Here is a 23,258-nt window from a genome sequence, read left to right on the forward strand (position 1 = left end):
AGGTTAGTTAGACTCGTTTGAGTCTCTAATACTATCAGTGTAGGAGGCCTTATGAAAGTGGAGGACATGAAGGGTGGATATACCACAGGTTCATGTGCTACGGCAGGTATGAAAGCTGGTTTATTGGCCCTCTTAGATAAGAATATTGTGGACCAAGTGGTCATTGAGAACCCTCAAGGGCAGTACATTGAGGTTCCTATTAAAGCGGTAGAGATTATATCCGATACAGAGGCGAAGGTGACCGTCATGAAAGACGGGGGCGATGATCCTGATGTAACTCATGGCAATGATGTGGAAACGACAGTGACCCTTGATAATACTGGTGAGCTGCGATTCCGAGCAGGCTTTGGTGTAGGTACCGTAACGAAACCAGGTCTTGCTATGCCGCCAGGTGAACCGGCTATCAATCCAGGACCTCGGACGATGATGAACATCGTCTTTGAAGAGCTTTGTGTCCATGGTCAAGGTGTAACGGTAACCGTTAGTGTTCCTAATGGTAAGGTATTAGCGAAGAAAACCTTGAATCATACACTTGGTATCGAAGGTGGCATTTCCATTATTGGTACTACCGGTATTGTTAAGCCTATGAGTGAAGAAGGGTTTAAGAACTCGTTAGTGCCACAGTTGAAAGTTATGAAGGCTAACGGATGTGAAACAGCTGTTCTCGTACCGGGGCGTATCGGTCAAGATCTTGCAGAGCAAGTATTAGGTATTCATAAGAACCAAATGGCAGAAACGAGTAACTTTATTGGCTTTATGCTTGAAAAGGCTGTACAGATTGGATTCAAGCGAATCTTAATCATTGGGCATATCGGTAAGTTAATCAAACTAGCTAGTGGCAGCTTCCATACTCATAATCGCATGAGTGATGGCCGCATGGAAAGTATCGTGGCCTATGCTGCCTTAGAAGGGGCATCGCAAGCAGTTTGTGAAGAGTTATTTAATTGCCAAACTACTGAGTCTACCTTCCCTATCTTGGCGCGAGAAGGTCTTACTGGTGTGTACCAACGTGTTGTAGATCGTGCATCTCTACGTAGTGAGCGCTATATTGCGAACGAAGCAGAGGTAGGTATCATCATTACGACCTTAAAAGGCGAGATTTTGGCAATGGATAAACATGCAAAAGAGATAGGAGAACTTGAACATTGGCACATACCTTGTATATCGTAGGCATTGGTCCGGGTAATCCTGATTATGTGGTGCCTAGAGGTCTTAATTTAATTAAACATGCTACAGTACTGGTAGGCAGTGAACGGTCCTTAGAGGACTTTCAAGAGCCTGGACAAATTACATATCCTGTAACGGGTAAACTTAGTTTACTAGCCGAACAAATTGAGCATGAGCTCAAGAGCCATGACGTGGTGGTCATGGTTAGTGGTGATACAGGCTATTATAGCTTGTTGCCCTATTTAAAGAAGAAATTTACTGCTAATCCTATTGAGGTGGTACCAGGTATTAGTTCTATGACCTTTGCCTTTGCTCGACTCAATGAGGTGTGGCATGATGCGGACTTGATGAGTTTTCATGGGCGCCAACCGGCACCAGAGAAACTCGTGTATGAAGCAGGTAAAAAGATGGGGTTCTTAACTGACCCAGAATATAATCCAGCGCATATTGCGCGTATTTTAATAGATGCAGGTTGGCCAAAAGAAACGAGAGCGGCAGCCCTTGAGCGCTTGAGTTATGATGATGAAAAAATCGTAGACTCTACGCTAGAGGTGTTAACTGAGCTCGAAGGCTTTGGTCATTCTGTAATGGTGGTACTAGGATGAGACATTTTTTCGGAATTCCTGATGAGGAGTTTATACGCGGCGATGTGCCGATGACGAAATGCGAAATTCGTAAAGCCGTTATGAACGAGGCACGCATCGAGGAGGATAGCATCGTCCTTGACGTAGGTGCTGGTACGGGCTCTATTTCTATTGAAGCAGCCTTGGCAGCTCCTAAAGGGCATGTATATGCCATTGAGCGCTTTGATAAAGGCATCGACCTTATCAATGAGAATATAAAGAAATTCAATGTAAATAATATGACCGTAATCAAATCCAAAGCTCCTGAAGGCATGGAAGAATTGCCAGAGCTTGATGCGGTTATCATCGGTGGTAGCGCTGGTGGCATGACAGGCATCATGGACGAAGCGCAACGTCTTTTAAAAGTAGGCGGCCGTTTAGTAGTGACGGCTGTAACGATGGAGACTGGCTATACCATTCTGAAAGAGTTGAAAGGTCGTCCTTTCACGTATGAAGGTTACCAAATGTCTATCAGTCGTTACCGCAAGGCTGGTCCTTATCATTTGTTAGACCCATTGAGTCCAATTTTCATCGTATCTGCAACGCGTATCGCAGAAGGAGAGTAATATGGTTGACGTACATATCGTAGGTGCAGGCCCTGGGGATCCTGAGTTAATTACTCGCAAAGGGTATCGTTTAGTGCAAGAGGCAGATGTTGTAATTTATGCGGGTTCCTTGGTAAACCCTGCCATTTTAGAGGCTTGTAAACCAGGCTGTGAAATTCATAACAGTGCTACGATGAACCTTGATGAGGTTTTAGCTGTTATGAAAGCGGCCGTTGAGGCTGGTAAACGTGTAGTTCGCCTTCACACAGGTGACCCTGCTATTTACGGTGCTATTCAAGAGCAAATGGATGCATTGGCTGGCATGGGTATCTCTTATGAAGTCGTACCGGGCGTAAGCTCTTTCCTTGCTACAGCAGCGGCATTGAAACAAGAGTATACATTACCAAATGTATCTCAAACAGTTATTATTACGCGTATGGAAGGCCGTACGCCGATGCCTCCAAAGGAAAAATTGCGCATGTTAGCATCTCATGAAGCGACAATGTGTATTTTCCTTAGTGTTCAAATGTTAGATAAGGTTGTAGCTGAACTTATCGAGGGTGGTTATGACAAAACGACTCCAGTGGCTATCGTGGTAAAAGCTTCTTGGCCAGACCAACGTATTATCCGCGGCACATTGGAAACCATTGCGGACATCGTAGCGAAAGAAGGCGTATTGCGCCAAGCTATGATTGTAGTAAGCCATGTATTAGATAGTGAATACGAATTGTCTAAACTCTATGACAAAGGCTTTGCTCACATGTACCGCAGTGCTAAGGACTAGTATGATGAAAGAACTAGAAATTGGTGCGCCTATGACGGAAGCTAAGAAGAATAGAACGGCTATTCTTTCTGTTTCTGAACGAGGTGCAAAGCTAGGTCAACGTATCAAGTCTTTGGTGGTACCTTATGCGGATTGCTTTGAAAAGAAAAACCGTCCCTCTGGTGGAGAGGCTATTTATTTTGATTCCCTCAAAAATCACATAGGACAGATTTTCAAGGATTACGACCAAGTATTATGTATTATGGCACTCGGCATTGTAGTTCGCATGATTGCACCGTATATTGAGCACAAATCCAAGGACCCTGCTGTAGTTGTAATGGACGAAGTAGGGCACCATGTAATCAGTTTATTATCTGGTCACCTTGGGGGCGCCAACGAATGGACGCAGTCCATTTCGCTGGCCATCGGTGCGGACCCTGTTATTACGACGGCTACGGATGTAAACGGATTGCCAGCGCCTGACGTGTTGGCGCGCCACGAGCATCTATTGGTAGATGATTTTCAAACCTTAATCAATGTGAACTCTGCCATCGTTGGAGGAGAGCGTGTTGATTATTATATCGATGCAAGCTTACCGAATGCAGAGCATTTAGAACAAGCTGCGAAAGCTCATATTGGTAAACATGGTATGGTTCATATTGTTTCTTTGGATCAACTTGAGTCTATTCCCTGTAAAAATGAGAGCGCTGGAGAGGGCTCATCTCGAGTTGTAATTACTGATAAAGTAATGACCGAGTATGGTCATCAATTGATTTTGCGCCCTCGTACGTATACGATGGGCATTGGCTGTCGTCGAGATACGCCGAAGGAATTGATTCTTGATGCTATTCAACAGTCGCTAGCAGCACATAAGCTTTCACCAAAGAGCCTTGTAACGGCTGCATCGGTCATAGTTAAACAAGATGAAGTAGGCCTCTTAGAGGCTATGCAAATTATGGGGTGGCCTATCGTGTTCTATACACAAGACGAGATGGCACCACTCATTGAACAAGAAGAATTAAAAGAATCTAATTTTGTAAAAGGAACTATAGGAGTAGGAAACGTATGCGAGACAACGGCATTACTAGCGGCCAAGAGCCGAACACTAATACAGCACAAAACAATTTATCCCAAAACAACGGTAGCCATTGCTCAGGTAACATCAAAGTAATCGGCATCGGCCCTGGCGATGAAGAGTTCATGACACCTCAAGCACGTGAAGCTATCTTAGCGGCTGACCGTGTTGTAGGTTATTTGACTTATCTTGACTTGATTAAAGACCTAATTGAAGGTAAAGAGACTGTAGGCACTGCCATGATGCAAGAGGTAGATCGTTGCCAACAAGCAGTTGATTTAGCAGTAGAAGGTCATCAAGTCGTAGTTGTATCATCTGGTGACTCTGGCGTATACGGCATGGCAGGTCTTGTGTTGGAACTTGCTAATAAAATACCAGCAGAAAAACGTCCTTCCGTAGATATCGTACCTGGCCTTAGTGCTGTAAACGTAGCGGCTTCTGTTTTAGGCGCTCCGTTGATGCATGACTTTGCAGTTATTTCTCTTAGTGACTTGATGACTCCATGGGATTTAATTAAAAAACGTGCTGACCTTTGTGCACAAGGTGACATGGTTATCTCCTTGTACAACCCGCGCAGTAAAAAACGCGTTACTCATTTAGATGAAGTTCGTGAAATCGTTCTTAAATACCGCGATCCTAAAACACCTGTTGGTATCGTGCAAAAAGCAGGTCGTCCAGGGCAACACATGGTAATTTCTGACCTTGAGAATTTTACAAACGAAGAAGTGGATATGCAAACACTTGTTATTATCGGCAATAGTCAAACCTATGTTGAAAATGGTCGCATGATTACACCTCGAGGCTACAAATTATGATTTGGGTCATCGCTGGTACCTTGGATGGTCGTACCTTAGCGGTAGACATCCAAGAACGGACAGGTGAAGAGGTTCTCGTTACTGTTGTGAGTCAATATGGGGCAGAGCTTGCTGCCCATAAAGGCATTACTGTTCATACGGGCCGTCTTGATCAAGAGGCTATGCAAAATTTGATTAAGAAACACAACGTACGTTTATTAATCGATGCAAGCCATCCGTATGCGGCTATTGTTACAGCTACGGCCCAAGATGCAGCAAAAGCTGAAGGTATTCCTTTTGTTCGCTTTGAACGTAAAGAGGTGCCATTGCCAGACTATGATAAATTGCATATCGTAGTGGATGAGGTAGAAGCCGCTAATTTAGCTGGCAAATTGGCAAAGGAAAACAATAAACATGTGTATTTGACCACAGGTAGTAAGACAATGCACATCTTTGCTAAATCTGAGGCTTTACAAGATTGTGAAGTATGGACACGTATTTTGCCGACCGCCGAGGTGTTACAAATGATGGAAGACCTCAACGTGAGTCCTAAGCGCATTGTTGCTGTCCAAGGTCCATTTTCTTATGATATGAACCGCATCATGTTCCACGATACACAGGCAAGCGTTGTAGTTATGAAAAACTCTGGCCTTGTAGGTGGTGCTGATACAAAATTACAAGCAGCTATGGATCTTGGTATCCATGTTATTGTTATCGATCGTCCGCGTGTTAAACTTGAAAGTCACGTGGTATCATCAAATGATGAATTCTTTAAATTATGGGAGGACACTAATGGATTACGTTAAAAATCCTAAAGCTATTGAAGATAAAAGCATGGAAATCATTTACGATTATGTAAAGGATTTAGGCTTAACAGATGATGAAGTGCGCGTTGTATCTCGTACAGTACATGCGTCTGGCGATGTTGAATATGCTCAACTTGTAAAAATGAGCCCTGATGCTGTTCAAAAAGGTATTGAAGCATTGGATAATGGTGCAGATATTTATACAGATGTAGAAATGGTTCGCACAGGTATTTCTAAGCCAGCTCTTAAAATTCGCGGTAATGAAGTGCACTGCTTAATTAAAGATGAAAATGTAGCTAAAATGGCTAAAGAATTAGGTGTAACTCGCTCCATCGCAGCTATGCGTACCTTTGGCAAACAATTAGAAGGACAAATCGTTGCTATCGGTAATGCACCAACTGCATTGTATGAAGTATTGCGCCTTGCTTTAGAAGAAGGCATTAAACCAGCTCTTATCATTGGTATTCCTGTAGGCTTCGTAGGTGCAGCAGAATCCAAAGACTATCTGATGGAAGTATCTCCGGTTCCTTACATCACTGTAAAAGGCAACAAAGGTGGTAGCCCAATCGCTGCCTCCGTATGTAATGCATTGCTTTATACAGACGTAAAACGCAATGACATGCTCTTCGTAGAAGGCAAAGAATCTAAATAATACAAAACCCGAATCGTATATGTAGTTTTGCGATTCGGGTTTTACTGTATATATTATTGAGAGGGGATTCATATGGCATCAAGTAATGAACGAAAATTATTTCGCGTATCAGTGATTTGTATCTTAATCATCGCCGTTATTACGAGCATGATTATATCTCTTATTTGGGGATCAACACCCGTATCATTAGCTGAGATTTGGCATACATTATGGTCTAGTGAGCTAACTGATACATCTTCACAAATTATTTGGAATATTCGATTGCCTCGCAATATTGTAGCTGCGTTAGTGGGGGCTTGTCTAGCTGTATCTGGTGCAATTTTGCAAGCAGTTATGAAAAATCCCCTAGCGGATCCACAGATTGTAGGAGTATCCTCTGGTGCAGGACTAGCTGGTGTTATCATATTTATTTTATTTCCTGGGTATGATCATATAGTTCCTTTAGTGGCCTTTTTAGGTGCTATGGCTGCAGCGCTCATGGTGTATGCATTAGCATGGAAAAATGGAGTGCGACCTAGTCGTATTATCTTAGCTGGTGTTGCGGTCGCAGCCTTTTTAGGCTCAGGTATTTCAGCACTACTTGTATTCTTCGGTGATCGTGTACAAGGGGCATTGCTTTGGATGGTAGGGGGACTCGCTGCACGCAGTTGGCCTCAGGTAGAAGTGCTGTTTCCATATGCTATAATTGGTCTTATTTTTGCCTGTTTAGGAGCTAAACGACTTACCATTTTAAGTTTAGGTGATGAAACTGCAAAGGGATTAGGCCTTAAGGTAGAACAAACACGGTTTATTATGACTGCAGTGGCTGCTCTTTTAGCGGCTGGTGCTGTAAGTATAGCTGGGCTTATCGGATTTGTAGGTTTGGTTATTCCCCATATGTTACGTCTTATAATCGGTAACGACTATGCATATTTACTGCCTGGATCCGCATTATTAGGCGCACTAGTTCTTGTTGTCAGTGATACAATAGGACGTGTTATGTGGAGCCCTATAGAGGTACCAGTGGGCATTATTATGGCATTTTTTGGAGCGCCGTTCTTCTTGTATCTGTTGAGGAGGGATAACTAATGAATACCGCTATTGATGTAAAACAGTTATCCGTAACTCTTGGTAATCGTCATATTCTACATGACATTAATGTATCGGTTCCTATCGGTAAAATTACGACATTAATTGGGCCTAATGGTTGTGGTAAAAGTACGCTTTTACGATCTATGATCGGATATATTCATAGTCCTCATGAATGTATTACCATATTTGATAAACCGTTACAATCATATTCTCAAAACAATCTGGCAAGGCAAATGGCATTTTTGCCACAAGTACCGAATATGCCAAAGGATATGACTGTAGAAGAATTGGTATATTGTGGACGGTATCCATACCAAACGTGGTGGAAAAACACGGCTAAAGAAGATCGTGAGATTGTTGACTATGCGTTACATATCACGAAAACGAATCATTTGCGAGAACAATTAATCCCATTCCTATCTGGTGGTGAACGGCAACGCGTTTGGATTGCTATGGCGCTAGCACAGCAACCAAAATTATTAGTCTTAGACGAACCAACAACATATTTAGATATTAATCACCAATTAGAAATTATGGAGTTATTGAAACGATTAAATAAGGAACAAGATTTAACCGTTCTCATGGTACTTCACGAACTAACACAGGCGGTTCAATATTCACATTATATGGCTGTTATAAAAGAAGGCCATTTAGTAGTATCAGGAGAGACAAGTAAAATTATATCGGATGAGTTGTTTAGAGATGTATTCTCTGTAGATGTACAACTTGATACATTTGATAATAAAAAATATGTGCGCGTAAAAGGATTAGTTGAGTAGCTTGATACTAATAGAAAAAGAGGGCATTCCCTATTTGGGGGATGCCCTCTTTCGCATGATACAATATGTTAGAATGTAACATTAATACCGTATGCTTCTTTAACTAAACGTGCCATAGCTTCAGGTGTTTGTAGTCCTGGGTTTAATAGGAATAGTTTAGATGGTAAGTATATTACGCGGTTATTTTGTACGGCTTTTAAATTAGCCCATGCAGGATTATCTGTCATAGCTTGTTTCATAGCTTTTGTAATTTCTTCTTCTTTACCCATTGTAACAACAAAGATAATATCAGGGTTATCTGCAGTCAATGTTTCAAGAGAGTAAGGGACAGTTTTATCCTTAGTTGTGCCTTCTAAGTGGGAGGCAACAACGTTTGTCATGCCTAGTTCTTTTACCATAGATGCAGTAACTGCTTCATCAGTTTCGGCAGTTACACCTTTTCCTGTGGCACGTAATACGGCAACACGTGCAGGCTGTTGATTCTTAACAGCATCTTTTACCTTGGTAATATTGCTTTCATAGGTATTAATAACAGATTTAGCCTTATCTTGATGGTTGGTTAACTCGCCAAGGAATGTTAACATTGGTACATTATCTTTAATACCATCGTAATCAAAAAGTACGGTTGGAATATTATTAGCTTGTAATTGGGATTCATATTTTTTATGTTGATTTACTAAACCCAATACTACATCTGGCTTCAAGCCTAATAGTTGTTCCATGTTGATATTTGCAGTTTGACCAAGAGCGGGTAGAGCTTCTAATTCTGGGGCTAATTTATCCGTTGTATTGGCACGGCTAATGGCTTTACCATCGACAGCATAAAGCATAGATAAAACAGAATTAGATAATACAGCAATTTTTTGTGGATCCTTTGGTACAGTATAGGTTTGACCATTAAAGGTCAACTCCTTCGTAGTAGCAGAAGAGCTGGATGTGGTTTTACCACACCCAGCTAGTGCTAGTACAATCATAACCAAAGCGATACTACCGAGTAGTAGTTTTTTCATGATGTACTCCTATGAATGTTATATATGCAATAACGATCTTAGTTATATTGATTATTTTTCTAATGCATCCCAAGCTTCGTTAGCACGTTCAACGAATAAGTTACGGATGTTTTGGTTTTCACCTAAACCATGGATGTAAGTGTCAACTTTGAAGCCTTCTTTTTCAAGAATGGATTTGTGGGAATCTGGTTCGTTACCAGCCATGTCGTTGTTTGCATGGTCACCAGCAACCATCATGAAAGGCATCAATGTAACATGTTTAATACCATGTAATTTCAATTGAGGGATAACTTGTTCAAGATTTGGTGTACCTTCTACTGTGTAGATGAATACATTTTTCATGCCAAGAGTATGGATACGGTCTTGAATTACAGAATAGTATGCATTGGAAGGATCTGGAGTACCATGAGCCATGATAAGAAGACCATCTTCTTTACCTAATTTAGGGAATTGGGATTGAACAGCTTTTAATGTTTCAATAACTTGGTCAGTTTGGTTTTCTTGACCCATCCAGTACATAAGAGAAGTACCGAGTGTCATTTTTTTGAAATCATTTTTGTATAAATTATATACTGCTGCATCGTAGTTATATTCCATACCAGGAATTACATCTAGAGATGCCAATGCAACGCGAGTGTAACCATCTTTTTTAAGTTCAGCTAAAGCTTCTTCAGGCGTAGGGTATGTTATACCTTCTTTTTGTTGGATACGATCACGAATAATATGGCTTGTGAAAGCAGTTATCACTTTAGTATTTGGGTGAGCTGCCTTAATAGCATCTACAGTAGCATCGATTGTTTTCACACGAGTATCTTTATAAGTTGTACCAAAGCTCATAACAACCATAGCATCTTTGTTTGGCAAGTTTTGTAAAGCTTCTGTATTATGTGTACGAACACCAATTGCAGCGGCTTCTTTCAATGCTGGTGTAGGATCTTTTACTTCCTCATTTAATTGATATGCAGCATTAGATACAACTGGTGCACCAAAGGATACTGCAAGACCTAGAATAGCGGATGCTAAAGCTAATTGTTTTTTCATTTCTATACTCCTATCTATAACTATAACTACACTAATATGCAATCATTTACATAGTTCTATTATATGAAAACTATGGATTCATTGCATATATATAACCTTATTTCAATCGTAACAAAGCGGAAAACAGGTGTCAATAAACCCTATACCCCTAGAAGTATAGAGAAATTAAAAAGTTTTTAATAAATTAATGTGATGAATAAAGTATGATAGTACATTTTATAATTATATTCTTATTGGTTATAAGGATATGAATATGTGAATATATAAGTGATTTTATTTGATCTTTATTTAGGCATATTTTGATGGGGCCCCATAACATTACTACAAATATATTAAAAATGATGCCCTATACTTGTTTGCTCCTCGTTCCTGATGTCGCTACACAAGTACAGGGCATCATTTTTATTACTGTAGTTATGTAGGCGTCCCATCAAAATATGATATATAATAAATATAAATATAAAATTTTAGTAAAATAAAATTATCATATAAAAGAGAGAAGGACTATGTTTGTTTTTTTGAGAGAGAACAAATTCTTTTAAAACAGAATGTATACGATCTACTACATAATACTAGGATAGGTAGAAAAGCTTTTTTACTTATTGTTTGGTAAGGGATCTTGGCAATTTGTAAAAGACCTCTAGGTTTATATTCTATGAAATAGGAAATAGATTATAATATATGATTTATTAATTTTAGGCATTAGTATATGGTTATTATATGATATTTTTCTTATGTATAAAGCAAAGAATAAATCACAAGTCCTAATAGAGTTTATATTGCTTGCTGTATTAATTGCTGGATACTTAATAAATAAACTGTATGAAACTAACTATTTTGTATCAGATATATATTTTTATTTAGGTATGGTATTAGCGGTTATTATATATTGTTGTATATTATGGTTACATAGTTATAAATATATAAATACTGACGACGAGAGAAAAAAGAAAAATATAATTAATTCAATTCTAACAATTCATGCAATCATATTTTTATATGGATTAGTGATAGTTTGGATAGTATTCTTTTAGATTTTAATATGATTCTTAATTAAAACATGGTGTTGGACTCCTTTGAGTTTAACACCATTGGTAGATATGTTTGAGAATATTGTAAATGGAGGATGGATACCATTGAGTAAATCAGATTTTCAAAATAATTTTACTAAATATAAAGGGTAGATTATGCATCTTAAAATAAATATCCCTAATGACTGTAATTTATTCAAAGCTAATATACGAGCATTAGGAGATTCTAATATTTTTAGAAATAGACGTTTAAATATTATAACAGCAATAACATATTATGCTGCGATAGTATTTATATTCTTAATGACAATGGCTTTAGGTTTTTATGTTAACCCTAGATTATATAGCGCCTTTTTTTATGGGATTGATATGATAACTAATATATTGTTTTTAGTTGTATTGGGATATCGATGTCAAGATTATGGGATTCATAGATATATAGGTATTTTATGTGTTGTTGTAATTAGTTCCCTTATTACCTTATATTGTGGTGGTGATTTTTTTGTAAGTCCTAGTAATTATATTTTAGCGGTATCGGATACAACTATTTCTCTTAATAAACCCTTTTTTTTCATGGTAATGAATAGAATGATTTTTTTATTACTTTTAATTCCTGGAAGCCAAAAGAATTCGTATGGTGATAGACCTGCATCCGGATTTTGGGATGGCTCTTATTTAGTAATGGATCCTTTAAATATTAAAATTGTAAAGAGTAAGATTAGAAAATTATGGAATAATTTAATTGGTAAAAAGGACTATGATGATACATTAAGGTCTGGTAATGCTATAAAAGAGCAAAAGTTTGAGTTTATGGAAGTTCTCCAAAAAATTCTCATTAAAGATATTTTTAATTTTGAGGGCCGATCTTCTAGAGATGAACTGATGATATTTACTATGCTATTTTCTGTGCTATCAATGTTATTAAGTTATATAAATATATCTGATATATTGAATAGTTATGTTGTTAATATTTTTATAATTGACGTCTTAGTCGCTATTATTATATTAGTACCTTATATAAGTTTACTTGTTCGTCGTCTTCATGATAGTGGAAATAGTGGTCTTTGGCTTTTCTTTATAGTAGTTCCTATTGTAAACGTATATGTTTTATATATGCTATTTTTTAAGCCAACCTATAATGATGAGACAATCAAATGCTGAAATTGATTTTTTATTTATTTTTAGAGAAAATTGATAGGTTGGTATGTTTGAGAATATTGTAATTGGTCTCTTTGGCTTATTAATGGTGAATTATCTCGTCATATTTGAAGTATATTTTGATTATTATTCTTTGTATTGCTTGTGTCTTTGATCTATGGCGTCATAATCGCTCAGGCAAAATCACAGCTGACGACAAGAGAATGTATGATACCTTTATAGGTCGAATTAAGTTCATTGTTATGTTTTTACTTGTTTTATGTGGTGTTGCATCGGTTATACATTATTTTGGTTGATTTTGATATTTTTTCTCATTGACTTCTATAGATTAATCTTGTACTATTATTACATAGTAGTTGATAACAATTTTCAATTGTGAAAGTTGTTTCATGTATGAGTAATATGGAGGTCACATATGAAAGGCATAATTATTGCATCCTTTGGATCAATTTACCAAGATGCTGTGGAGAAATCCATTGGCAGTATAGAGAAAAAAGTACGTTCCATGTATAGTGATATGGAGGTACGCCGCGTATTCTTATCTGATGCATTAGTAGAGAAGTGGAATGAGAAATACGAAGATAAGATTTCTTCTTTCACAGAGGCTATGCAAGATTTCGCTCGTATGGGTATCGATGAGGTGTACATTCAACCTATTACATTGGTGGCAGATCAGTGTTACCAACAAATGCGCAAACAAGCATTAAAATTTTTACATAGCAATGAATATGGTTTTAGCCAGGTAAATATTGGTAAACCATTGCTTACCTCTTTAGGTGTAAAAAATTATGCCGATGATTATGAAGCAACATTAGAAAGCATTGTTCGTCACGTTAATACAAAAGCACTTAATAAATCTGTTGTGCTCATGGCGAATGGTCAAAATCAATTAGAGTTCAGTACATTGCAATTAAAGGCGATGTATGGTGCAGCACCAAATGTAGTAGTATTTACTACAAATGGTTTCCCTACTTTTAAACAAGCTCTTACTTTCTTGGATCGTATGGGGCATAAAGATTTATTAGTTGTACCATTGGCTCTCATAGGTTCTACACATTTAATGGATTATCTTGGCGGTGAACGCTCCGATTCCATTTATGCTTTACTCGCTGAGGAAGGCTACAATGTTGACATCTGGAATGAAGGGCTTGGGGAAAACCCACATGTACAAGATTTATTTTTGAAACATTTAGGTCAAGCTATCCGCATGTCTGATCGGAAACGGCCCATGCCTAGAGAATCCGTAAAACCTGTCATGACAAATTCTCGCTTAGAAGCGCAAGGTTTGATTTCTTGATTTTTGCTATTACATAATTAGACATACAACACTCCACTCTTTCACATTAATAAAAATCCTCCTTGTTGGACATCCAATGAGGAGGATTTTTACTTTTACCATGAAAGATAAGAATAATTTCTATTTTATACGTACCACGGTATGCCCCTATAGAATGGTCTATGGTATGATTAAGATACATTATTAGTTAATATAAGGAGACATTCATGAAACAAGCTATTTTAGTTGTTGCCTTTGGATCCACTGTGGACAGTGCTCGTGAACATAATATCGATTCCGTAGTAGAACATATTCGTAAATCGTATCCGGATTATACTGTAGAATTAGCTTTTTCCTCTCGTATCATCGTTAAGCGCTTACGTGAGCGTGGTATTGAGATTCCTACTGAACAAGGGGCGTTAGAAAAACTAATTCGAGAAGGTTATACACATGTATATGTGCAGCCACTTCATTTCACCGGTGGTGAAGAGTTCGATAAATTGAAAAATAATATCCTTGCTCATGAAGGGGAAGGACAACTCGAAGTATTACGTGTAGGTAGACCTCTCGTATACTATATGGGACAAGAAGAGCACCCAGATGATTACCAAATCTTGATTGACCATTTCATTAAATCTCTTAATATTTCCAAAGATGATGGTTTGTTATTGGTCGGTCATGGAGGTCTTGGTTCTGGCAATTCTTCATATGGTAATTTACAGTTTAAGCTAATCCGTAATGGACTTACGAATGTGCGTATTGCTGTACTTGAAAACGCACCATATGTGTCAGATGTAGCAATGCCTTGGGAATGGCTTGATGGTAAACGTCCAAAAACAATTTATGTACATCCATTATTATTAGTCCTTGGTGATCATGCGCAAAATGATCTTTTTGGCGATGAAGAGGATAGTATAGTGAATGAACTCGCTGAAGCAGGTTATGAGGTTAAACCAATCAATGCTGGTTTAGGTGAGTACGAAGTAATTCAAGATATTTTCCGTCAGCATTTACAAGATTGTATCGATGATTTGTATGGCAAACGTAGTGCTCATCGTCCTACAATACCAAATATTAAATAGTGTCTTTGTATATATTGCATAAATTAGTTATAATAAAAGATATTGCAATTATAAATAGAGTGTAGCTATAAGAAGAGGAGATACCCATGAAAGGTAAATTATATGGTATTGGCGTAGGCCCTGGCGATTCTGAATTGATGACTGTGAAAGCTGCTCGCATCGTAGGTGAAGCAGATATTATTATCACACCTAAAACAGAAAAGAAAGATGGTTCCGTAGCCCTTGATATTGCATCCCCATATATACAAGAACATACAGAAATCGTTCCCGTTGTATTCCCAATGGTGTTGGATGATTCTACGCAAGAGGAAGGCTGGCAAGAGGCTAAACGCGTTATCTTGTCTTACTTAGATGAAGGTAAAAGTGTTGTATTCTTAACATTGGGTGACCCGATGTTCTATAGTACATATATGTATGTATATCGTTTGATTGAAAATACAGGTCATGAAATTGAAACAATTCCTGGTGTGACTGCATTCTGTGCTATCGGATCTCACCTTGGCTATCCAATTGTAGAGAAGGAAGAGGTATTGGCCATCGTTCCAGCTACAGCGCCTAAAGAAAAAATCGATGCTGTATTAGCTGTTGCAGATGATGCAGTTATCATGAAGGTATATAAAAACTTTGATGAAGTACAAGAAACCTTGATTAAACATAATATGGCAGATGATGCGGTTATGATTAGCCGTGTAGGCTTGCCTGATGAGCAAGTATTCGTAGGTTTAGATAATATGCCAAAAGATACTAAACTCAACTACTTATCTACAATTCTTGCAAAACGCAAGGATCGTTAACAAACACATCGTATTACGAGGTAATATCTATGAACACAGTACAGATTCCACGTGTTGTCATTGCTGGCACTAATTCTGGTGTTGGTAAAACAACTATCGTAGCGGGCTTATTGGCCGCTTATGCAAATGGTGGACGTACGGTGCAATCCTTTAAAGTGGGCCCGGATTATATTGATCCGGGCTTTCATAAAATTGCATCCGGCCGTGACAGTTATAATTTAGATACGTGGCTTGTGCCACCTCATAAATTAAATCCTTTCTTTGCTACTATGGCGCACGATGTAGACCTTGCCATTATTGAAGGTGTTATGGGCCTTTATGATGGTGGGCGAGAAGGTGTTAGCTCTACAGCTCAAATTGCTAAACAGTTAAATGCACCAGTGGTGCTCGTTATTGATTGCAAGGCTATGGGTGAAAGTGCGGCTGCTATTGCAAAAGGTTTCCGTGATTATGACCCAGAGGTAAACTTTGGCGGTGTTATCTTAAACCGCTTAGGCTCTGCTAATCATGAGCGTATGGTTCGTGAAGGGATGGATAAAATCGGCGTACCTGTTATTGGTGCCATTTATCGTGATGATCGTATGCATTCGCCAGAGCGTCATTTAGGACTTACACCAGTTACTGAAATCGATCCAACAGAGGCAATTAATACGATTCGAGAAGCTGTTGAGAAGATGGTAAATCTCGATGCATTATTGGAAATTGCTACTGGTGCACCAACTATTGAACTACCAGATGCTATAGATGTTAAATCCATTGAAAAACGTGTGAAAATCGGTGTAGCTTATGATGAGGCGTTCTCTTTTTACTATCCAGCTAGTCTTGCTGCGTTAGAGGAAAAAGGGGCTGAGCTTGTTTACTTTAGTCCGCTTAATGACTCGGTAATTCCTGATGTAGACGGACTTGTATTCGGTGGTGGCTTCCCAGAAATGTTTTTATTCCAGTTATCTAGTAATGAGTCTATGAAGGAATCTATCCGCCAAGCTAATGCACAAGGTATGCCTATTTATGCCGAATGTGGTGGCCTTATGTATCTTTGTGAAAGTATTCATGACTTTGAAGGCTCTGTATATAAAACTGTAGGTATTGTACCTGCCAATTGTGTGATGCAACAAAAGCTTCAAAAGGTGGGCTATGTTACAGCAACTGCAAAGAGAGATACTTTATTAGGCGCTATGAATACAGCTATTCGTGGTCATGAGTTTCATTTCTCTACAATGGAGCCAACTATAGATGACTTCCCATGGGCTTTTCATTTAGAAGGAGGCCGTAAACCTCAATCGTATGACGGCGGCTATGCAACAAAAAATGTATTAGCTTCTTACTTACATTTGAACTTTGCTGGCTCTGATGAAGGGGCACAACACTTTGTTGATACATGTGCTACTTATAAAGCTCAAAAGTAATTGATGTATTTAATCGGTTTATATCATTAAGTATTATCGCAATTACATTTATAAGTATTATCGTAAATACATTCATAAGTATTGTTGCGATTACATAGCTAAGTACTAGTGAGATGTTATTGATTGGGAATAGTTAGTTCTAAGGGGCAGGTTCGTATTAAAGGAGCTATTATGAATGAACGAGGTTTAATTCTAGTTAATACAGGCAATGGTAAAGGTAAAACAACAGCTGCTTTAGGTGTTGTTTTGCGTGCTGTTGGACAAGGTTTTAAGGTTCTTATATTACAATTTATTAAGAGCGGTAATGGCTATGGTGAATTAGCAGGTCTCGCTAAACTAGGTGATCAAGTTGAAATTCGCTCTATGGGAAAAGGTTTTATTTACTATAAACGGGATGAAGTAGGGGAAGCTGAGCTTGCTCGCCACAAAGAAGCAGCACAAGCCGCTTGGCGTACATTAGTAGAGGAAGTAAACTCCGACAAATGGGATCTAATTGTTATGGATGAAATAAATAATGCCATTAATTATGAGCTTATCGATGTGCATTCTGTAGTGGAAATGCTTAAAAATAAGCCAAAAAGACTTCATGTTGTTTTGACGGGGCGTTATGCTAAACCTGAAATCATTGATATGGCGGATACTGTAACAGAAATGACGGTAGTAAAGCATGCTTATGAAAAGGGCATAAAAGCGGCTAAGGGCATAGAATTTTGATTTAATTCAAAAAAATCGAAAAAAATCGAAAAAGAACTTGCTAAAACTATATCGAAAATGTATAATATAGTCATAAGCACAGAGGTGCTCAATATTCTTGACATTAAGTATGTATATAAGACTAACCAGGAGGTTAACTATGGCTGTACATGATTACATTAAATCTGGCGATTTCGCTACTGAAAAACACGTTCCTGTTATCGAAACAGTTGACACTGTAAAAGCAGGTGAAACATTCCACGTTACTTTATCCGTAGGTAAAGACATTGCACATCCAAACACTGTAGAACATCACATTGATTGGATTAAATTGTACTTCGTAGCTGAGGGCACTCAATTACCATTCGAAGTTGGCGCTATCGAGTTCAACGTTCATGGTGACGGTGCAACTGCAAACGAAGGTCCTGTAGCAGCAGTTTCTGAAGGTACTTTAGCAGTAGCTTTGAAAAAATCCGGTAAATTGATCGCTGTTTCTTACTGCAATATCCATGGCTTGTGGGAATCCGAAAAAGATATCGTAGTTGCTTAATTAACTAAAACAACTAATAAAGACCAGCCCTAGGGCTGGTCTTTTTGTATATCTATGTGTTCACATAGTTTAATAATGAGGCAAAGTTAAACTTTTAATAGTAGATATTTAATGGCATTATGGCTAATACATGTTAGGATTGTTTAATGCATATTCATAATATTATAGACATATTATTTGATTTTTAATGTCCGCATAAAAAGGAGTTTTGTATCACTCCAGTGGATTAATTGCTATACATCCCTTTACAGTGCTATTTGTTTGTGGTAAAGTATATGCATATTGATATTTAGTAAACATAGTTAAATGAGGGATTATTGTGGCCTTAATCGTTAAAAAATTTGGTGGTAGTTCCGTAGCTACACCAGAAAAAATATTTAATATTGTTGATCGCGTTCTTCGTGAGAAGCAAGCTGACGATAAAATTGTTCTTGTTGTATCTGCTATGGGTGATACAACTGATGACTTGGTGGCCTTAGCTAAACAAGTTACATCCAAGCCGTATGGTCGTGAAATGGACCGCTTGTTGTCTACCGGTGAACAAGTAACAATTGCTTTGATGGCAATGGCTTTTAACGAACGTGGTCAGGAATCTGTATCCTTAACAGGTGATCAAGCAGGTATTACAAGTAGTGATACGTTTAATAAAGGTCGCATTTTGGGCGTTGATCCTAATCGTGTGTTTGAAGCTTTGGATGAAGGTAAAATTGTAGTAGTTGCTGGTTTCCAAGGTATAACTGAATATGGTGATATGGTGACATTAGGCCGTGGTGGCTCTGATACAACAGCTGTTGCATTGGCAGGTGCTATGAAAGCGGATGTATGTGAGATTTTTACGGATGTAGACGGCGTATATTCTACAGATCCTCGCGTGGCGAAGGAAGCTTTCAAATTAGAAGAAGTAACGTATGGCGAAATGCTTGAAATGGCACGCCTTGGTGCCGGTGTAATGCAACCGCGTGCCGTAGAAATGGGTTTCCGTTATGGTGTACCTATTCATGTACGTTCTACATTTAGTGATAAACCAGGTACTATTATTCGGGAGGATTATACTGTGGAAGCAAATAAACACGTAATTACTGGCGTAGCTGATGATACAAATACAGCAAAAGTAGCCCTTGTAGGCGTTGAAAATAAACCAGGCGTTGCAGCGACTGTATTCAAAGCATTAGCTGCCAGAAACGTTGACGTAGATATGATTGTTCAATCTATCCGTTCCGTAGGAGAACCAAAAACTGATCTTATCTTTACAGTAGCTATGGATGATGTGGTATTAGCTCGAGAAGTATTAGAAGAATTACAAAAAGCAGTAGATATTGAAGCTGTTAATATTGATGAAAAAATGGCTAAAGTTTCCATTATTGGTGCAGGTATGTTAGGACAACCTGGTGTAGCTGCGCAAATGTTTGATATCTTGAGCCAAGAAGGTATCAATATTGAAATCATTTCTACTTCTGAAATTAGTATTTCTTGCCTTGTTGCTGAAGATCGCGTAAAAGATGCTGTTCGTGTAATTCATAATGGCTTATTGTTAGATCAACGAGGTTAATCACTGCATGGATAGTCTACGTAGTTTTATGGATGAAATGCTCAATGACCAAGGTCGTAAGGAAGGTTTCATTAGCGATCTACTAGGAAATCTAAAAAATCAGCCTATTCCAACATTGGAACAAGCTCAAACTGGTTACACAACAATGAGTAATTTACATGGTATCTTCTATGATTACGATAAGTCTGAGGTTACTATTACTTACAAGGTTGTACCAGATATGTATCAACCATATACATTGAGTTTTATACAATTCGAAGCCGTGTTAGAAGGCTTATTAACCTTGCGTCGCAATCAAAAGTGGCAGATGCAACATAATAAATAATATGAACCCCATGGGAATACTTGCCTATGGGGTTTTATAATTCGATAATTATTCTTAACATCTATATATAGAGTCATCGATATGATATAATAAATTATTCAGAGAGAAATCATTATATTAGTATAGAAAGAAGGGACAGCATGGAAATAAATAAGGTTTATTCTGGCTTTCGCCTTGACCGTATTGAGCGCATTGATGAGATCAATGGTACCGCTTATGAAATGAAACATGAAAAGTCTGGTGCACGTTTAATTTATATTGATTCGCCAGATTCTAATAAAGTATTCAATATCGCTTTTAGAACAACACCACATAATAGTACTGGTGTAGCACATATTATGGAACATTCCGTTTTATGTGGTTCTCGTAAGTTTCCTTTAAAAGAGCCATTTGTTGAGCTTGTTAAGGGGTCTTTAAACACGTTCTTAAACGCTATGACCTACCCTGATAAAACAATGTATCCTGTAGCCAGCAAGAATGATAAAGACTTCCACAACTTGATGGACGTATATCTTGATGCTGTATTCTATCCACGCGTTCGTGAAGATGCGGAAATCGTGATGCAAGAAGGTTGGCATTATGAGTTAGATAGTGCGGACGATGAACTTACCTATAAAGGCGTTGTCTTCAATGAGATGAAGGGTGTTTATTCCTCTCCGGATTCCGTTTTAGAGCGCCAAATGATGCGTGAACTTTTCCCAGACACCACTTATGGTGTTGATTCTGGTGGAGATCCTGACCATATTACAGACTTAACTTATAAAGAGTTCCAAGAGTTCTATCGAGTTCATTATCATCCGTCCAATAGTTATATCTTCCTTTATGGTGATATGAATATTGAAGAGCAATTGGCATTCTTGAATGATGAGTACTTAAGTCATTTTGATGCTATTGCGGTTAATACAGAGGTTGGTATACAAACGCCATTTACGGAAGGTAAAGTGGTAAGTTATCCATATAGCGTAGGTTCTGAAGAGCCAACAGACAACCGAACTTTACATTCCTTTGCCTATGTGTTACCTGATGTAACTCCTGAGCATAGCTTGGCTTTTGAGGTATTAACACATGTATTGTTGACATCTCCTGCGGCTCCTCTTAAACAGGCTTTGGTGAAAGCCGGTATCGGCTCTGATGTGAGTGGTTATTATCTTGATAGCATTCGTCAACCTTTGTGGACCGTGCAAGCAACTGGTTCTAATCTCGATAAACAAGCTGACTTGCAGCGTATTGTGGAATCTACATTGCAAGAACTTTGTGATAACGGTTTAGATAAAGAATTATTAGAAGCTTCCTTGAATAGCATTGAGTTTGCTCTTCGTGAAAGCGACTTTGGTGGTCGACCAATTGGTCTTGCTTATGTTATCCGTATGATGGATAATTGGCTATATGACAATGACCCACTTGAGTTATTACACTACGAAGAAGCATTAGTGAATATTCGCAAGGGCTTATCCGGTACGTACTTTGAAGATTTAATTCGTCAATCTATCTTAAATAACAATCATAAAGTGCTTATTTCTATTTATCCTGAACGTGGTCTTCAAGAGCGCAAGGATGCAGAGGTTAAAGAATATTTAGCTTCTGTAAAAGCTAAGATGACTCCAGAAGAAATCGAAGCGATTGTAGAGCAAACAAAACGACTTAAACTTCGTCAAGAGGCTCCAGATAGCGACGAAGCATTAGCGTCGATTCCATTGCTTGAATTATCAGATTTAAATCCTAATATTGAAGAAGTAGAACGTCGTGAAAGTAAAATTGGCAATACTACAGTACATTTTGTACCTACTTTCACAAAAGGCATCAACTATGTAGGTCTTTACTTTAATTTAAGTTGTCTTACAGAAGATGAGTTGTTCTATGCCGATATTCTAAGTGATATTATCGGTCGTATCAACACATCTGAACGTGGCTACGAAGCATTGGCGAAAGATATCAATATGAATCTTGGTGGTTTAAGCTCAGATATTACGGCTATTAGCAAAGATGGTAAGCGTGATGAATTTACGCCTCTCATGATTGTTCGAGCTAAAGCTTTGCATTCTAAATTACCTGACTTATGCCGTTTGATTAACGAAGTAGTACAAAAAGCAGATTATAGTGACCATAGACGCTTGACCGAACTTGTTCAAGAAAGCAAAGCTATTTGGGATAATGAAGCGTTTCGTCGTGGCAACTCCATTGTAAGTCAACGTGTTATGGCACAAGTATCTGCAGTTGGTAAATTTAGAGATAATGGTAACTTTGGTTACTATCAAAAGATTAGCGAATTGGCTTCTAATCCTGCGGCATTACCATTATTGCCTGAAAAATTAGCTGATGTGGCTCGTAAGATTTTCCGTGCTAATAATGTGGATATCATGTTCGTTGGTGAAGAAGGCGAATTAGAAGCCTTTGAACATCTCATGAAACCATTGATTGAAACCTGGGATACTACTGACTTAAGTAATGATACATTAAAAATTACGCGTTTGTCTGGTAATGATGGTATCGTTACAGCTGGTAAAGTTCAATACGTAGCTCAAGGTGGTAACTTTATAGACCATGGGTATAAACACGTAGGCCCAATGAGTGTATTGGAAACGATTTTACGCTATGAGTATCTATGGATTCGTATTCGTGTACAAGGCGGTGCTTACGGTGCCTTTGCAAACTTCTATGACGATGGTAATATGATTTTCTGTAGCTATCGCGATCCAAACTTGGTAGAAACATTAAATGTATATAAAGAATTACCTCAATACCTTCGTGAGTTTACGTTGACTGATCGTGAGATGCGTAAATATATTATCGGTACTATGAGCTCCTTGGACTTGCCTATGACTCCTGCGTTGCGTGGTCCACGTGCGATGGGAATGTATTTTAGCGGTGCTAAACTAGAGGATAAGGTAGAGTTTCGTAAACAAGTTATCGCTTGTAAGCCAGAGGATATCGTTGCTTTAGCAGATGTGGTAGAACCAGTATTGAAGGACAATCATATTTGTACAATGGGGAATGAACAAAAAATTAAAGACGCTGGTAAGGTATTCGATAACATTATTTCTCTAGGATAATCGTTTTATATCATTTAT

The 23,258-nt window shown here is 38.3% G+C and carries 22 protein-coding genes; 20 read left to right on the forward strand and 2 right to left on the reverse strand.

Annotated elements, in window-relative coordinates; all coding sequences use genetic code 11:
* Positions 1-51: 51 nt before the first annotated feature.
* The 10 genes from cbiD (at position 52) to AAAT26_RS01235 (ending at position 8,275) form a co-directional block, all read left to right on the forward strand.
* Positions 52-1,170: a cobalt-precorrin-5B (C(1))-methyltransferase CbiD gene (cbiD, locus tag AAAT26_RS01190; protein WP_155086148.1), complete on the forward strand. Its 1,119-nt coding sequence runs from the start codon at positions 52-54 to the stop codon at positions 1,168-1,170.
* Positions 1,146-1,772, forward strand: a complete 627-nt coding sequence (cbiE, locus tag AAAT26_RS01195; protein WP_155086149.1) for a precorrin-6y C5,15-methyltransferase (decarboxylating) subunit CbiE — start codon at positions 1,146-1,148, stop codon at positions 1,770-1,772. The genes cbiD and cbiE overlap by 25 nt, the downstream gene beginning before the upstream one ends.
* On the forward strand, positions 1,769-2,356 hold the full coding sequence (gene cbiT / locus AAAT26_RS01200) for a precorrin-6Y C5,15-methyltransferase (decarboxylating) subunit CbiT (RefSeq protein WP_004697307.1): 588 nt from the start codon (positions 1,769-1,771) through the stop codon (positions 2,354-2,356). The genes cbiE and cbiT overlap by 4 nt, the downstream gene beginning before the upstream one ends.
* A gap of 1 nt (position 2,357) precedes the next feature.
* A complete protein-coding gene (cobM, locus tag AAAT26_RS01205) occupies positions 2,358-3,119 on the forward strand; it encodes a precorrin-4 C(11)-methyltransferase (protein ID WP_004696269.1) in 762 nt (253 codons plus the stop codon).
* A gap of 4 nt (positions 3,120-3,123) precedes the next feature.
* Positions 3,124-4,269: a cobalt-precorrin 5A hydrolase gene (locus AAAT26_RS01210; RefSeq protein ID WP_316589119.1), complete on the forward strand. Its 1,146-nt coding sequence runs from the start codon at positions 3,124-3,126 to the stop codon at positions 4,267-4,269.
* Positions 4,270-4,298: 29 nt separating this feature from the next.
* Positions 4,299-4,988 carry a precorrin-3B C(17)-methyltransferase gene (gene cobJ, locus AAAT26_RS01215; protein WP_232055015.1) on the forward strand — a complete coding sequence of 230 codons (690 nt, stop codon included), beginning with the start codon at positions 4,299-4,301 and terminating at the stop codon, positions 4,986-4,988.
* The gene (gene cobK / locus AAAT26_RS01220) at positions 4,985-5,773 is read left to right on the forward strand and encodes a precorrin-6A reductase (protein WP_008714166.1); all 789 of its coding nucleotides are present in this window, start codon (positions 4,985-4,987) and stop codon (positions 5,771-5,773) included. Before cobJ ends, cobK begins: the two co-directional genes overlap by 4 nt.
* Positions 5,760-6,425 (forward strand): precorrin-8X methylmutase, encoded by a 666-nt coding sequence (locus AAAT26_RS01225; RefSeq protein ID WP_004696261.1) that lies wholly within the window; start codon positions 5,760-5,762, stop codon positions 6,423-6,425. Before cobK ends, AAAT26_RS01225 begins: the two co-directional genes overlap by 14 nt.
* A gap of 72 nt (positions 6,426-6,497) precedes the next feature.
* Complete coding sequence (locus AAAT26_RS01230) at positions 6,498-7,493, forward strand: FecCD family ABC transporter permease (protein ID WP_156697606.1); 996 nt, start codon at positions 6,498-6,500, stop codon at positions 7,491-7,493.
* Positions 7,493-8,275 carry an ABC transporter ATP-binding protein gene (locus AAAT26_RS01235; RefSeq protein WP_008601260.1) on the forward strand — a complete coding sequence of 261 codons (783 nt, stop codon included), beginning with the start codon at positions 7,493-7,495 and terminating at the stop codon, positions 8,273-8,275. Before AAAT26_RS01230 ends, AAAT26_RS01235 begins: the two co-directional genes overlap by 1 nt.
* A gap of 68 nt (positions 8,276-8,343) precedes the next feature.
* Here the strand turns inward: AAAT26_RS01235 and AAAT26_RS01240 are convergent, their stop codons facing one another.
* On the reverse strand, positions 8,344-9,285 hold the full coding sequence (locus AAAT26_RS01240; protein WP_008601258.1) for an ABC transporter substrate-binding protein: 942 nt from the start codon (positions 9,283-9,285) through the stop codon (positions 8,344-8,346).
* 51 nt (positions 9,286-9,336) lie between these two features.
* On the reverse strand, positions 9,337-10,326 hold the full coding sequence (locus tag AAAT26_RS01245; protein ID WP_004696254.1) for a sirohydrochlorin cobaltochelatase: 990 nt from the start codon (positions 10,324-10,326) through the stop codon (positions 9,337-9,339).
* A gap of 1,187 nt (positions 10,327-11,513) precedes the next feature.
* On the opposite strand from AAAT26_RS01245, the gene AAAT26_RS01250 reads away from it, so the two are divergent.
* The 10 genes from AAAT26_RS01250 (at position 11,514) to AAAT26_RS01295 (ending at position 23,240) form a co-directional block, all read left to right on the forward strand.
* Positions 11,514-12,518 (forward strand): DUF805 domain-containing protein, encoded by a 1,005-nt coding sequence (locus tag AAAT26_RS01250; protein ID WP_156697604.1) that lies wholly within the window; start codon positions 11,514-11,516, stop codon positions 12,516-12,518.
* Positions 12,519-12,930: 412 nt separating this feature from the next.
* Positions 12,931-13,812, forward strand: coding sequence for a sirohydrochlorin cobaltochelatase (locus AAAT26_RS01255; RefSeq protein WP_004696252.1), 882 nt, complete (start codon positions 12,931-12,933; stop codon positions 13,810-13,812).
* A gap of 206 nt (positions 13,813-14,018) precedes the next feature.
* Positions 14,019-14,873: a sirohydrochlorin cobaltochelatase gene (locus tag AAAT26_RS01260; protein WP_349208766.1), complete on the forward strand. Its 855-nt coding sequence runs from the start codon at positions 14,019-14,021 to the stop codon at positions 14,871-14,873.
* An 86-nt stretch (positions 14,874-14,959) separates the two neighbouring features.
* The gene (cobI, locus tag AAAT26_RS01265) at positions 14,960-15,667 is read left to right on the forward strand and encodes a precorrin-2 C(20)-methyltransferase (protein ID WP_012864519.1); all 708 of its coding nucleotides are present in this window, start codon (positions 14,960-14,962) and stop codon (positions 15,665-15,667) included.
* A 29-nt stretch (positions 15,668-15,696) separates the two neighbouring features.
* Positions 15,697-17,073 carry a cobyrinic acid a,c-diamide synthase CobB gene (locus tag AAAT26_RS01270; protein ID WP_287529054.1) on the forward strand — a complete coding sequence of 459 codons (1,377 nt, stop codon included), beginning with the start codon at positions 15,697-15,699 and terminating at the stop codon, positions 17,071-17,073.
* A 171-nt stretch (positions 17,074-17,244) separates the two neighbouring features.
* Positions 17,245-17,787 carry a cob(I)yrinic acid a,c-diamide adenosyltransferase gene (gene cobO / locus AAAT26_RS01275; protein ID WP_349208767.1) on the forward strand — a complete coding sequence of 181 codons (543 nt, stop codon included), beginning with the start codon at positions 17,245-17,247 and terminating at the stop codon, positions 17,785-17,787.
* A gap of 139 nt (positions 17,788-17,926) precedes the next feature.
* Entirely contained in the window at positions 17,927-18,316 is a 390-nt protein-coding gene (locus tag AAAT26_RS01280) for a class II SORL domain-containing protein (protein ID WP_004696242.1), read from the forward strand.
* 319 nt (positions 18,317-18,635) lie between these two features.
* On the forward strand, positions 18,636-19,865 hold the full coding sequence (locus AAAT26_RS01285) for an aspartate kinase (protein WP_004696945.1): 1,230 nt from the start codon (positions 18,636-18,638) through the stop codon (positions 19,863-19,865).
* 7 nt (positions 19,866-19,872) lie between these two features.
* A complete protein-coding gene (locus tag AAAT26_RS01290) occupies positions 19,873-20,190 on the forward strand; it encodes a hypothetical protein (protein ID WP_004696238.1) in 318 nt (105 codons plus the stop codon).
* Between the two features lie 140 nt (positions 20,191-20,330).
* Positions 20,331-23,240 carry an insulinase family protein gene (locus tag AAAT26_RS01295; RefSeq protein WP_349208768.1) on the forward strand — a complete coding sequence of 970 codons (2,910 nt, stop codon included), beginning with the start codon at positions 20,331-20,333 and terminating at the stop codon, positions 23,238-23,240.
* Positions 23,241-23,258: the final 18 nt, after the last annotated feature.

Source organism: Veillonella parvula (assembly GCF_040094895.1).
GTDB lineage: Bacteria > Bacillota > Negativicutes > Veillonellales > Veillonellaceae > Veillonella > Veillonella parvula_L.